This window comes from Tenacibaculum tangerinum (genome assembly GCF_029853675.1).
GTDB lineage: Bacteria > Bacteroidota > Bacteroidia > Flavobacteriales > Flavobacteriaceae > Polaribacter > Polaribacter tangerinum_A.
On record NZ_CP122539.1, the window covers coordinates 129,068 to 142,732 of the forward strand.

Below are 13,665 nucleotides of genomic sequence, written 5' to 3' on the forward strand. Positions count from 1 at the left end.
ATTTACACTGTTTTTTGATTGATTAGTTACCAAGGAAGGTGAAGATTTTTAACTTCCGATTGGTAGAAATTTTCCAGTTCTTCTTTTAGCTTTTGTGAAATAGAAATAGTTGTACTTTGTACATTACCTTCGAGTTGTTTGATGGTCAGACTACCAGGAATAACTGTAGACACGGCATCGTACGCCAAACAAAATGCAATGGCAAATTGTGCTAGATTCTCTTCTTTTCCAATTATAGATGTAACCTTGTTAACTAAACGAGCTCTTGTTTGAATATCTTCTTTAGACCATCTACTTCGAATATCGGTAAACGTACTTTTAGAGTTGTACTTACCCGTTAACCAACCAGAATCTAGTGGGATTTTAGCAATAATACCCACATCGTTGTTTTTTGCAATTTCAAAACCTTGCAGGGTATCTTGATGAAAAATATTAAAAAACGCCTCAATCACTTTTGAATTTGTCGTATCTATTAACAGCTTTAAATCTTCATAGGTATCTAAAGAAGCACCATAGGCTTTAATTTTTCCTTCCTCAATTAATCTCTCTAGTATTTCATAATGGTCGTTTTTATTTCCATCAAAATATTCAGAAGGAGGGTTATGAATAATAAGTGAATCAACATAATCGACTTGAAGTCTTCTTAAACTACCTTCTAACGACTCTCTAATATAATTAGAATTAAAGTTCAAAGTCCCTGTATGTGTATGACCAAATTTTGTATTGATTACCAGGTTGCTTCTGTCTTTCCCTTGAAGAGCTTTCCCCAAACGTTCCTCTCCAGTACCATGCCCATAATTCGGAGCGGTATCAAAAAAGTTTACGCCTAAATCTAGCGATTTATGAACGAGATTAATAGCTTCATTTTCTGTCATGCTTTTCCAACCAGAATTTTGTCCTAATTGCCAAGCTCCAAGTCCTATTTCAGAAATAGCTACAGAGTTTTTACTATATTTTCTGTACTTCATGTTGATTTATATTAAATAGTTGAAATTTTTGTGGTGTTTTACAATGAAATTTACTTGCTAGTTTTTGTCTTATTGTATCAATATTTAATTCTATATTTCCTTAAATTTTAAATACAACTCCCAAATTCAAACTCACATAAAAGTTAACTCCTATTCTTTCTTTGTTTGTCTTTGTTAACCCTACCATATTTGAATTGTCAATTGCAACTATAAATTTAGGGGAGATTTTAAATTTATAGCCTATTCCGTTACTTATTCCGATTTGAATTGGATTTGTTGTGTCTTTTATGTCAACGAATCCATTTCCATCATTGTAATTAGCTTCTGCACTTGTTAATATTCCCATAAAAATTCCATTGTTAGCATACCAATTTCTTTTGCCACCAAAATGGTAATTAATGGTTACGGGTAACGTAATGTAATTTGTCTTTTCAGAATAGTCATCTTTTAAAATTGAAAAATCTATTTTTTCAGTTCCCATTTTTTGATATAGCAAACCCGAGCGTAAGCTCCATCGTTCGTTTAAAAAATAATTTCCATAAACTCCTAACTGAATTCCTGGAACAGGAGGTGAGGCAAATACAAAAGAATGGATATGATAAGAAGCGCTGTACCCAATAATAGGAGTTAATTCAATAGTTCCTTTCTCTCTTATTTGACCAATACTTAATGAACTGATAAAAAATAGTCCAATACAAAGAAAACTTCTCATAGAATTTTTGTTATTTACAGGTTAAATTTAATACTTTAATTTCACTTGTTGATATTTTTATACGTGAGTTAAATACTGTTTTTTTAATATTGTTTTGATATTTAACAAACTATTTTCTCGTTTCACCTACTAAAAATAACAAAACAGTGAAATTTTTGTGTTTTTTATACAATTTACGAATAATTCCTTCGTATAATTTTCGATTCGAGATAATAGAAAAAAATGTCAAGCAAATGTAATTATAGTTATAGAATTATTTTTGAATGGCAAAATTATTTTGATTAACGAGGCTACTAAAAAGCAACCCGTCATAATAATAATACTTTAGAAATCATGTTGGTGTAGAAAGAAGGATTTTTTAGTAAAAACACACAGCGGTAATTTATAAATACGATAATTTATCCAATTCACCTAAAATTAGGTTGCAGCCTTTTTCTAGCTCTTCGTCAGAAATAGTGAGTGGAGGAGTGATACGAATCGCTCTACCTTCAAAAAGTAACCAAAACAAAATCAATCCTTTTTCTAAACAGTTTAAAATAACTTGAGAGGCAGCTTCAGGAGTGTCTAGCAATAGTGCTAACATCAACCCTTTACCTCTAATTTCTTTAACTACAGAGTGATGTTTAAATTTATTACGGATTAATGTTTCTTTCCTTAAAGCTTCTTCCATCAAGTTAGAAGTAACAATTTCTTGTACCGTAGCTAATCCAGCACTGGCAATCACAGGGTGCCCACCAAACGTAGTTATATGTCCTAACTTTGGATGCTCTTTTAAACAATTCATCACTTCAAAAGAGGCTATAAAAGCTCCGATCGGCATGCCACCGCCTAAACCTTTACCCGTAACAATAATATCTGGCGTAACGTTGTAATTTTCAAATCCCCAAAAGGTACCTGTACGTCCTATTCCCGATTGAATTTCGTCTAAAATCAACAAGGCACCCACTTCTTCACAACGTTGTTTTACTTTTATCAAATAATTGTTTCTAGGTTCAATAAAGCCCGCACCTCCTTGAATGGTTTCTAAAATGACACCTGCCGTTTTAGACGTTATTTTTTTTAGATGAGATTCGTTATTAAATTCAATAAACTTAGTTCCTGGAATTAGTGGACGAAAAGCTCTATTTTGTTGCTCTGCACCACAAACACTCATCGCACCTTGCGTGTTTCCGTGATAGGCATTTTTAGCAGCAATAATTTCACTTCTTCCTGTATAACGTTTGGCTAATTTCAGCGCTCCTTCGGTAGCTTCGGTACCTGAGTTTACTAAATACACAGACGATAGGCTAGACGGTAAGATTGCTGCTAAAGCTTTGCATAATGCAAGCTGTGGTTTTTGGATGAATTCTCCATATACCATTACGTGTGTATACTGAGTTAATTGATTTTTTATAGCCTCGTTTACTTTGGGATGATTGTGACCTAAACTATTCGCAGAAACTCCTGCAACAAAGTCTAGCATAGCTTTTCCTTCACTGTCGTAAATATAACTTCCTTTAGCGTGTGATATCTCAATAGCTAAAGGATGTGGTGTCGTTTGTCCTTGATATTTTAAAAAATCATCTTTCACAGAAACTATCTTAATTCTTTTATGTTAGGTTCTATGGGCATTAGTTGCTTTTTATTCTTTTTTGATGTTTCATCAAGAAATTTTTTCCGAGCTTTTTTAACGGCATTAGGTTCTTTTTTTGTTTTCGAATCGGTAGTAGTAGAATCGACATCTTTTATAAAGATATCCTCTACTGTTTTCGGTTGCTCTTCTCCACGCCATAAGAACCCTTTGAATTTTTTCTCTTCGGAAGGAAATTCAGAAGGAGGATAGGTTTTTCCTTCTGATTTTTTAAAATATGTAGTTTGTGAGATTTCTCCATCTTCTAAAATAAATTCGATATCGCTCGCAATTTCTTTGGTAATGGTTTCGAGTTTATGAGTATCTTCATTATTATTGTAGTACAATGACTCGGCATTTCCTTTTACCATCATGGTTCGTAAATCATCGTTCTCAAATTTTCCAAAAATATCTCGACCTTTAATTTGATTAAAATTATCTATATGTATGGAATCTTGTTGAATCATAAACGCATTTTGCAGTACTTTTAGGGAGTCTAGTTTGTTGTTTTCTTTATTTGTAAGTAGTTGGATACTGTCACCAGTTATCTGGCTGTTATTTGACCATAAAACAGGATTGTTAAACATTCGAGTTAATCCTGTTTCCTGACTGGTATGAATAGAATCGCATTTCCCTTGCAAATCAGATTTGAATATTTTTACATTATTAAAAATACGTACAATGCGTTTTTCTGGTTTTCCTGTAAGTAAAATTTTATCGCCTGCTACATGCATAGAATCTTTTTCAAAAACAGAAATAGCAACAGCTCTTTTAATAATAAACAACGAATCTTTATGCTCGTACAACTCTGCGTAGTTTCCTTTTGCTACCATATTCTGAACGGTATCTACCACTTTTATATTGTTCGTAGCAGAAGCAAAACCATTACGCTTATCATAGTATAAGCTATCAGCAGAAACGGTTCGCTCTTTTAAGAATAACTTTGCCTTTTTTACAAAATAAGAAATATCGGTGTTGGTATCGTAAAATCCTCTTTCAGAATATATTTTAGTACTATCTTTTAAATTGGTAATGGTACTTGGTCCGTATAAATAAGCGAGTTTTGTATTGGTGTAATAATCTAAACGATCAGAATCTAAGTGGTTCTCAGGGTTCACAACGGTTACTTTAGATTTTGCCGTAAACTTTTTTTCCTTCAAAAAATAAGTCCCTTTAACACTTTTAAGAGTGTTTTTAGTATCGCGAATAGTTCCACCGCTAGGATAGTAGAGTACTTGATTAATTCTATCAAAATGAAGCGTATCTGTTTTTAGCGTCATTTCTTTGTCGTTTATTTCTACATTTCCCCAAGACTTTGCTTTCTTGGTGTTTCCGTTATACGTAGCAAAATCACTGTATTGAATAATACTATCTCCTTGTTCTACAATGACTTCACCGATGGCTTTAAACAAATTTTCGTTTTTATAAAACAATGCTCGCTTACAATCTAACGTAGCTCCCTCATGCGACATTTTAACTTTTCCTATCAGTATGGTAGCCCCAGGATACTTGCTTTCATCGGCAGTACTTAATTCAGTAGAAAGTATTTTAATTTTTTTTGTTTGAGAAAAACTGACAACAGAGAATACTATAAAAATTAGTAACAATAGTTTTTTCAAAATAATACGATTTAGTGTACAAAAATAATGAAAAGTAACTACTAAATTTATTAAGGTTATTATAAAATAGTTCGATCCATTTTATCTATTAATTTAGAATAAAAATAAATATGTATATAAGCTCCCAAAAAATAAAATAGCTTTCCCCAAAGCGGTAATGAAGTAAAAATAAATAAGTATAAGAAGGTGAAGATATAAACAAGGAATCGTAAAACGAATTTTACCATTTTTTTACTAAAATATAAGTTTTGATACAAAAATGCTACTGCTATTAGTGGAAAAATGGCCACAAAAAGGGTAAATAAAAAAGAAGAGGATTTAAAAAAAAGGTTTAGGACAAAAGCAATAATCAAGGGGGATAAGAACATTAAAATATCCAAAGTAGTTTTTTGTATTAGTAAGTTGACTTCCCTGTCTTTCATAACCCTTTTTTTATTGATGTTGATTTAAGTATTGTTAAGTATCTCTTGAACTCATTGCAATATGTGTTTATCTTTAAAAAGGTAACGTATTATAATGCTTTAAAGAAATAAAACGTACGAATATAAACCAAAAATAGGATAGCAAACGGTTTTAATTATCTTAATTTTGCAACAAAATTTAAAATTATAAAGATATGAGCGCTCATTTTGATTTATCAAAAGAAGAGATGAAGTCTTACGGATATAAAATTGTAGATATAATTGCAGAACATTGGGCTACTTTAGATCAAAAAAAGCCAGTCTCTAGTGCTTCTAGAAAAGAAATGGATAGTATTTTTTTACAAGAAGCTCCAAGTTCTGGAATGCCTGCCGAAGAAGTGTTAGATTTTGTGATGGAAAATGTGATACCGAACAGTACAGTTATTTTACATCCTAAAGCATATTCGTTTGTACCAGGCCCCAGTAATTTTATCAGTACGATGGCGGATAGTTTAGCGACGGGATTCAATATTTTTTCTGGTGGATGGATGGTTTCTCCTGCGGCAGCAGAGCTAGAGATAGTAACTATGAATTGGTTATTGAAAATGTACAATTTTCCTGTAGAAAAAGGAGGAGGTATTTTTACCAGTGGTGGCTCTATGGCAAACTTAACCGCTTTGGTAACAGCAAGACGCATTAAATGTGGAGATGATTTTTCGAAGGCAGTAATTTACCTGTCAGACCAAGCGCACTCATCCAATATCAAGGCCATTCGTGTTTTAGGCTTTAAGAAAGAGCAAATTAGAATTTTACCTACTGATATTGAATTCAAAATAAGTATTAACAAGTTAAAAAGTGCGATAGCCAAAGACCGATTAGAAGGATTACAACCATTTTGTTACATCGCTTCAGCAGGAACTACGAATACAGGTACGGTAGACCCTCTAGATGAAATAGCAGACATTTGCGAAGAGGAAGATTTGTGGTTTCATATAGACGGTGCGTATGGTGGAGCTGCAATTTTAGCTGAAAAAGGAGCGAAAGCTCTACGAGGAATTGAACGTGCCGATTCGCTAACGGTAGATCCACATAAATGGTTTTTTCAGCCTTATGAAATTGGGTGTTTATTGGTTAAAAATGCCTCTTGGTTAAGCAATACTTTTAGTGAAAAACCAGAGTATTTAAGAGATATTGAAGGGAATGAATCTGAAATTAATTTTTACGACTACGGAATTCAGTTAACCCGACGTTTTCGAGCATTAAAGTTTTATATGTCTATCAAAACCTATGGATTAGATACTTTTAAAAAGGCAATTACTTACAATATTGAATTGGCTGATAATGTAGAGAAATTATTGCGTAAAAGTAGAAATTGGGAAATTATTTCTCCTGCAACACTGGCAGTAATTAACTTTAGATACAATCCTATTGGGTTGCACTTATCAGAAAAAGAAATTGACGAGTTAAATCAGAAAATTTCTCAAAAAATAATGGCATCTAGAGAAGCACTTTTAGTAACGACTATACTGAACAAGCAAGTAGTGTTAAGAATGTGTTTGATTAATCCGAAAACAACTCTTGAAGATGTAGAAGAAACCTTGGAGTTATGCAATACATTCGGAGAAGAAATTTTGAAAGAAGAGTGAATTATTTAAGCACAAGACTATAAGGCGTGCTAAGGATATTGGTTTAAAAAAATAACACAAGTATTGAAGCATTTAAGTTGCAATTAGTGAATAAATTAAAAGGAGCTGAAAAAGCTCCTTTTTTGTTTTCTATTGAAATAAAAACCGCATTGTAAAAATCGTTTCTACTTTGGTATGCTTAGAACTTTTCCTTTTAAGCGAACAACGGAAAAAGGAGGGTCTGTATTCATCTCAACTACCACAGAGTTAGAAACACGTTGACCTATATGTTCTTCTTTTGGAATAAACTGTACAGTTACTGTTAAGGATTCGTCTTTCTTAGCTATCGAATCCAGCAAATCAAAGGTTGTGCATCCGCAGCTCGTTGCTAAATTGTTTATTTTTAAAGGAATATCCGTTGTATTCTTAATCTTAAAACTATGAGCAATCGTATCTTGCAATGTAATTTCTCCAAAGTCAAAATCTTTTTCTAAAATTTCAGCTTTTGCAACAGGATTATTTGATTTTTTCAAGCAAGAACTAGTGACTAAGCATAAAAGTAATACAATGATTAATGAATTATTCATTTTTAAACTTTTCAATTAAACGATTAAAATTGTTATAAAGTAAATATTTATTAGTATTCATAGCACCTCTAAAGCGAACTTTACCTTTTTTGTCTATCATTATAATTAAAGGCACTCCATCTATATTCAATTTCTCCCAACTACTAATATTTTCAGCATACAATTTAGGAAATGTATAGTTGCTCGTATAACTTTTAATGCTAAGAGCGGTATCTCTTTTCAAAGGCAAATACAGAGAATATAATTTAACCGTAGAATCATTTTTATATAAGTTGTACTGCTTTTCAAAATCTGGAAATTTCTTTATACATGCTCCACAAGTAGTAGACCATAAGTCTAACACTGTAACTGTACCTTTTTTATCTTTAATGTGGAATTCCTCTCCGTTAGCATCTTTAATTACTACTTCTTCAGCAAGGTATTCATTCTCTATTTTTTCACTCCATCCTAAAATCCAATTGGTATACATATACCAGCCTAACAGTAAAGTGATTAAGTAGACTCCTATAGGTAAAATAATTGTTTTTCTCTCAGAAAGGTAAAAAGCCATAACCAGCGATAAAATACCAAACAGAACAGCAGGCAAAAGATTATTAAAACCTTGTTGATAATAAGCGTATAAAGAAACCACAAGTACAAATAAAACAGGAACTAAAAAGAAAAATAAAACTTTCAGCTTTATATTTGGAAATTTTTTAAATACTATAAAAGAAATGAGAAAATAAATTAAATTAAAAAATATGAATCTATAAATAACATTTCCATTAGTCAAGAAAGCTAGAATAAGCTCTAAAAAAAAACAAAACAGTGAGATAAAAAATAATTGAATGTTAGTTTTCATTATTACAAAGGCTTTCTACAAATACCATTACAAGAGTAGGCTAAAAGAAACCCACAACCATCATATGATGATTTACATGTTCTTTCTTCACATGAAGAAGTATTAAGCCATTGACATGAAACCATTGAGTTTCTATTACAATCACAATCTTTTGTTTCACCACCACCACCTTCATTATCGACATGAGTGATAGGGATTTTGTAGAAAGTTGTACCAATTTGATTAACCGTAAATTCTTTTTTTAACTCTCCCAAATATTTTGGAATATACACATTCTTTAAAAAAAGTTGTTCGTCACTATCTGTTATAAAGTGTTTCGGTTTTAAAAATGCAATGAACTTATTAATGAGTAATCTCTGATTTTTGTTTAACTTACCTTGACTTAAAACGGTTTTTAATTTGTTTATCCATAAATTGTATTTTTCATCTTTGTTTAAGAGTGTATAAGTCAATTTTTGTTCACTTTTGTTTTTAGCATTTAATACTTGTTCGATTTTGGTTTGATTTACAAATTCTGGTTCGTTCTGCATTTCATTTTCTGTACAAGACCAAAAAACTAATACAAATGCACAAAGGCATAAAATTAAAGAGTTTTTCATTTTTTTTGATTTTAGATTAACAATTTTTATTCAGGTAGTACACCTCAATTTTTTTGCTAACGTAAAAAAAAAAAAACGAAAAATCAAAATATTTTACTTATATGTTACATAAAACATCAAACTCTCTCTAATTAAGATTTCAGAAGCATTACAATTAATTTCAAAGTCTTCATAGTTTCTTAAAAGCACAAAATTAATTTCGCCACCTACGTTTTTCTTATCATGTTTCATCAATTTAAGAATAGGGTCAAAATCTTCTTCATACAAAGCTACTTTACCATATATGTTAACAATAGCCTCTTTTATTTCAGTAACTTGATTTTCTGGAAAACCTAAAACTTTTGATGATAAATAAGCCTCACACACCATTCCAATAGCAATTGCCTCACCATGTGTTAAAGCTTCTTTTTTATTATTTTCTAAAAAATACGATTCTATACCATGTCCAATCGTATGCCCCCAGTTTAAAACCTTACGAACACTTTGTTCTTTCGGATCTTCTAACACCACTTCATTTTTAATTTCTATCGAACGATGAATCAAGTCAACAATGTTAAGTTCGTCGTTATCTTTAATTTCATTAAAGAGGCGAATGTCGTGAGTCATTCCGTATTTGATGATTTCCGCAGTACCAGAACGAATTTCTCTTGGAGTCACAGTTTGCAAATATTCGGCATCAATAACAATCAATTCAGGGTTGGCAAATACTCCAATTTGGTTTTTTAACACTCCTAAATCGACCCCTGTTTTCCCTCCAACAGAAGCATCGACCATACTTAACAAGGTAGTGGGAATGTTAACAAAATCAATTCCGCGTTTAAACGCAGAAGCCACAAAACCACCTAAATCGGTAATTACGCCACCACCTAAAGTAATTAACAAACTTTTTCTATCAGCGCCCAATTCGGTCATTGCATTCCATACGCCTACACAAGTTTCTATGTTTTTATGTACCTCACCAGCTTCAATTTGAATCACTTCCATAGGTTTGTTGGTAAAAAATAGTTCCATAAATCGAGGGTAGCAACAATTTGAAGTATTGTCATCTACTAAAACAAAAATCGAAGAATAATTTCTTTCAGAAACCAAAGAAGTTAATTCTTGATAGCCTTTTTCTTCAAAATGAATAGGATATGTTGCTGCGTTAATCGTGGTCATAATAACAAAAAAATATAAGGCGAAATTAAACAGAAAAAATTAAAAAATATCGCTCTACTGAATTATATTTGTCTCAATAAATAGAGATATAACTTTTCCTCAATAATGAGACTTTTTGATAATACAGAAACAGCTTTTAAATTAAAATCTGACTCAGAGTTAGAACGTGCCTATTTTTTATTTAAAATGATTCAGAGTCAACCCATGGTTCGAATAGGTACTGCGGTAACAAACTTTGCTTTAAAAGCACATTTGCCAGTTGAAGGATTAATCCGTTCAACAGTTTTTGATCATTTTTGTGGCGGCGTAAGTGAAAAAGATTGTTTACCAACAATTGAAAAAATGCACCAACAAGGTAAGGTGCATAGTATTTTAGATTATTCGGTAGAGGGAAAAGAAGATGAAGCACAGTTTGACGATGCTTTAAAAATGACCTTAAAAACAATCGATTTTGCTGAGGAGAAGCAGTCTATTCCTTTTGCAGTTTTTAAACCAACTGGTTTTGGTCGTTTTGCACTGTACCAAAAGTTAACTGAAGGAAAAGAGTTAATAGCAGAAGAAAAAGCAGAATGGGATAGAGTGGTAGCACGTTTTCATACCGTTTGTAAGGCGGCGAAAGCCAAAAATGTACCCTTGTTAATTGATGCTGAAGAAAGTTGGATGCAAGATGCAGCTGATGATTTAATTGAAGAATTGATGGGAATTTACAACAAAGAGAAAGCCATCGTTTTTAATACCTTGCAAATGTATCGCCATGATAGGATGGAATATTTAAGAGCTTTACACCTAAGGGCACATCAAAAAGGATATCATATTGGTATGAAGTTGGTTCGTGGTGCTTACATGGAAAAAGAGCGAGAAAGAGCTAAAGAGAAAGGATACGAATCTCCAATTTGCGCAGACAAACAAGCAACGGATAACAATTACAACGAGGCTGTTCGTTATATGATGGATCATAAAAACATGGCTATTTTTGCTGGAACCCATAATGAAGAAAGTTCTTATTTATTAATGGATTTAGCGAAAGAGCATCACATTGCTAAAGACGACAAACGCATGTGGTTTGGTCAGTTATACGGAATGAGCGATCATATAAGCTTTAATTTGGCAAAAGAAGGGTATAATGTAGCAAAATATGTACCTTTCGGGCCTGTTCGTGATGTGATGCCCTACCTGATACGTAGAGCAGAAGAAAATACTTCAGTAGCAGGACAAACGTCAAGAGAATTAAAACTTCTTAAGATTGAAAAAGCACGTAGAAAGCTTTAATGAATACCGTTGATGAAATAAAAGAAGCTATCTATAAAAATAAAAAAAGATTAGCAATTGAGCTCCGAGAAAGCAAGGAGTTGGTTTTTCTTATAAAAAAATCATTAACCACACCATTAAACACAGAAGAAAAAGCAAAGGTAAAATCACAAACACTCGATATTTGTAAGGCAATTCCTGCATTTACAATATTTATGCTACCAGGAGGAGCCTTGCTTTTACCTTTACTCATTAAGTTAATTCCCGATATTTTGCCAAGTGCTTTTAAGGCTGATGATAAAGAATTGAAAGACAAACAAGAAGTATAAATTTCTTTTTATATAAACGCATATATTTAGGGGGTTTTTGAGGGTAGAATTAAATGATAAAGTATGGACACATTCCATAAAACGGAGTGTTTTATACGTTTTAAAATTACTGCGACAATTCATATATAAAAAATTCGTAATTCATAACTAATAAAACACTACTTTTGCAGCTTCAAAATAAGCAAGAATGCAATCAATAAGAAATATTGCTATTATAGCACACGTTGACCACGGAAAGACAACCTTGGTAGACAAAATTATAGATCAAGCTAAAATTTTAGACGAACGTAAAGAGCGTACCGATTTATTGTTAGATAACAATGACTTAGAGCGTGAACGTGGAATTACTATTTTATCTAAAAATGTATCCGTAACTTATAAAGGAGTAAAAATTAACGTTATCGATACTCCTGGGCACGCCGATTTTGGAGGTGAAGTAGAACGTGTATTAAAAATGGCAGATGGGGTTTTATTATTGGTTGATGCTTTTGAAGGTCCCATGCCACAAACACGTTTCGTATTAGGAAAAGCCATTGAATTAGGATTAACTCCTATCGTGGTAGTAAATAAAGTAGACAAAGAAAATTGTACACCAGATTTAGTACATGAAAAAGTATTTGATTTAATGTTTGCCTTAGAAGCAAACGAAGAACAATTAGACTTTACAACTATATACGGTTCAGCAAAAAATGGATGGATGAGTACCGATTGGCAACAACCAACGGACGATATCGTTCCGTTACTAGATGCTGTTTTAGAAACAATTCCTGAAGCACCTTACCGTGAAGGCTCTCCTCAAATGCAAATTACCTCGTTAGATTATTCTTCATTTAAAGGAAGAATTGCTATCGGGCGTGTATACCGTGGAGACTTAGAAAAAAACAAAGACTATATGCTTTGTAAATCAGATGGAACTACGAAAAAAGTACGTATTAAAGAACTACACGTTTTTGAAGGAATGGGTAAAGCTGAGGCAGACAAAGTACGTAGTGGAGATATTTGTGCGGTTACTGGTTTAGACGATTTTGAAATTGGAGATACGATTGCAGATTTAGACAATCCTGAAGCATTACCAAGAATTGAAGTAGATCAGCCTACCATGAGTATGTTGTTTACGATTAACAATTCACCTTTCTTTGGTAAAGAAGGGAAGTATGTAACCTCTCGTCACTTACGTGATCGTCTTTTTAAAGAAATGGAGAAAAACTTAGCATTGCGTGTTGATGAGACTGATACAGAAGATAAATTCAATGTTTTCGGGCGTGGTGTACTACACTTATCTGTATTGATTGAAACGATGCGTCGCGAAGGGTATGAATTGCAAGTAGGGCGTCCGCAGGTTATCATAAAAAACATTGATGGTGTAAAGAGCGAACCTTACGAAACCTTATCTATCGATGTACCAGAAGAAGTAGCTTCTAAAGCGATTAACCTAGTTTCTTTACGTAAAGGAGACTTGTTGGTGATGGAACCTAAAGGAGACTTACAACACTTAGAATTTACCATTCCGTCAAGAGGATTGATCGGTTTACGTAATAAAATTTTAACAGCTACTGCTGGGCAAGCTATTATAAACCACCGATTTAGTGAATACGGACCTTTTAAAGGTGAGTTTACAGAAGAATTAAAAGGTGCTATTGTTTCTTCGGAAACAGGAAAAGCGACGGCCTATGCAATAGACCGTTTACAGGATAGAGGACGTTTCTTTATCGACCCTAACCAAGAAATTTACAAAGGTCAGGTAGTCGGAGAAAACTCTAAAGCAGATGATTTAGCAGTAAACTTAATCAAAGGAAAAAAACTAACAAACGTACGTGCCTCAGGTTCTGATGATGGAGTAAAAATCGCTCCGAAAATAGATATGTCGTTAGAAGAGTGCATGGAATACATACGATCTGATGAGTATTTAGAAGTAACACCTGAGAGCTTACGTATGCGTAAAATAAATTTTGTAAAGTAATATTCTTTG

At 32.7% G+C, this 13,665-nt stretch carries 12 protein-coding genes; 4 read left to right on the top strand and 8 right to left on the bottom strand.

Translation table 11 applies throughout. The features are described 5' to 3' along the window. Positions 1-26: 26 nt before the first annotated feature. The 4 genes from P8625_RS00550 to P8625_RS00565 all read right to left on the bottom strand — a co-directional run bounded on the left by P8625_RS00550 (position 27) and on the right by P8625_RS00565 (position 4,908). Complete coding sequence (locus tag P8625_RS00550; protein WP_279651559.1) at positions 27-968, bottom strand: aldo/keto reductase; 942 nt, start codon at positions 966-968, stop codon at positions 27-29. A 100-nt stretch (positions 969-1,068) separates the two neighbouring features. After that, the gene (locus P8625_RS00555) at positions 1,069-1,680 is read right to left on the bottom strand and encodes an outer membrane beta-barrel protein (protein ID WP_279651560.1); all 612 of its coding nucleotides are present in this window, start codon (positions 1,678-1,680) and stop codon (positions 1,069-1,071) included. A gap of 382 nt (positions 1,681-2,062) precedes the next feature. Next, positions 2,063-3,250 carry an aspartate aminotransferase family protein gene (locus P8625_RS00560; protein WP_279651561.1) on the bottom strand — a complete coding sequence of 396 codons (1,188 nt, stop codon included), beginning with the start codon at positions 3,248-3,250 and terminating at the stop codon, positions 2,063-2,065. A 5-nt stretch (positions 3,251-3,255) separates the two neighbouring features. Continuing rightward, the gene (locus P8625_RS00565; RefSeq protein ID WP_279651562.1) at positions 3,256-4,908 is read right to left on the bottom strand and encodes an OstA-like protein; all 1,653 of its coding nucleotides are present in this window, start codon (positions 4,906-4,908) and stop codon (positions 3,256-3,258) included. A 616-nt stretch (positions 4,909-5,524) separates the two neighbouring features. On the opposite strand from P8625_RS00565, the gene P8625_RS00570 reads away from it, so the two are divergent. Continuing rightward, entirely contained in the window at positions 5,525-6,955 is a 1,431-nt protein-coding gene (locus P8625_RS00570; RefSeq protein WP_279651563.1) for a pyridoxal phosphate-dependent decarboxylase family protein, read from the top strand. 164 nt (positions 6,956-7,119) lie between these two features. Here the strand turns inward: P8625_RS00570 and P8625_RS00575 are convergent, their stop codons facing one another. The 4 genes from P8625_RS00575 to aroB all read right to left on the bottom strand — a co-directional run bounded on the left by P8625_RS00575 (position 7,120) and on the right by aroB (position 10,119). Beyond that, positions 7,120-7,467, bottom strand: a complete 348-nt coding sequence (locus tag P8625_RS00575) for a DUF1573 domain-containing protein (RefSeq protein WP_279651564.1) — start codon at positions 7,465-7,467, stop codon at positions 7,120-7,122. A gap of 46 nt (positions 7,468-7,513) precedes the next feature. Continuing rightward, entirely contained in the window at positions 7,514-8,362 is an 849-nt protein-coding gene (locus P8625_RS00580; RefSeq protein WP_279651565.1) for a TlpA family protein disulfide reductase, read from the bottom strand. 2 nt (positions 8,363-8,364) lie between these two features. Beyond that, the gene (locus P8625_RS00585; RefSeq protein WP_279651566.1) at positions 8,365-8,961 is read right to left on the bottom strand and encodes a bacteriocin fulvocin C-related protein; all 597 of its coding nucleotides are present in this window, start codon (positions 8,959-8,961) and stop codon (positions 8,365-8,367) included. 93 nt (positions 8,962-9,054) lie between these two features. After that, positions 9,055-10,119, bottom strand: a complete 1,065-nt coding sequence (aroB, locus tag P8625_RS00590; RefSeq protein ID WP_279651567.1) for a 3-dehydroquinate synthase — start codon at positions 10,117-10,119, stop codon at positions 9,055-9,057. A gap of 105 nt (positions 10,120-10,224) precedes the next feature. Here aroB and P8625_RS00595 point away from each other — a divergent pair, with 105 nt between their 5' ends. The 3 genes from P8625_RS00595 to typA all read left to right on the top strand — a co-directional run bounded on the left by P8625_RS00595 (position 10,225) and on the right by typA (position 13,656). Next, complete coding sequence (locus tag P8625_RS00595) at positions 10,225-11,388, top strand: proline dehydrogenase family protein (RefSeq protein WP_407704752.1); 1,164 nt, start codon at positions 10,225-10,227, stop codon at positions 11,386-11,388. Then, entirely contained in the window at positions 11,388-11,696 is a 309-nt protein-coding gene (locus P8625_RS00600; RefSeq protein ID WP_279651568.1) for an LETM1 domain-containing protein, read from the top strand. The genes P8625_RS00595 and P8625_RS00600 overlap by 1 nt, the downstream gene beginning before the upstream one ends. Positions 11,697-11,883: 187 nt before the next feature. Then, positions 11,884-13,656 (top strand): translational GTPase TypA, encoded by a 1,773-nt coding sequence (typA, locus tag P8625_RS00605; protein ID WP_279651569.1) that lies wholly within the window; start codon positions 11,884-11,886, stop codon positions 13,654-13,656. Positions 13,657-13,665: the final 9 nt, after the last annotated feature.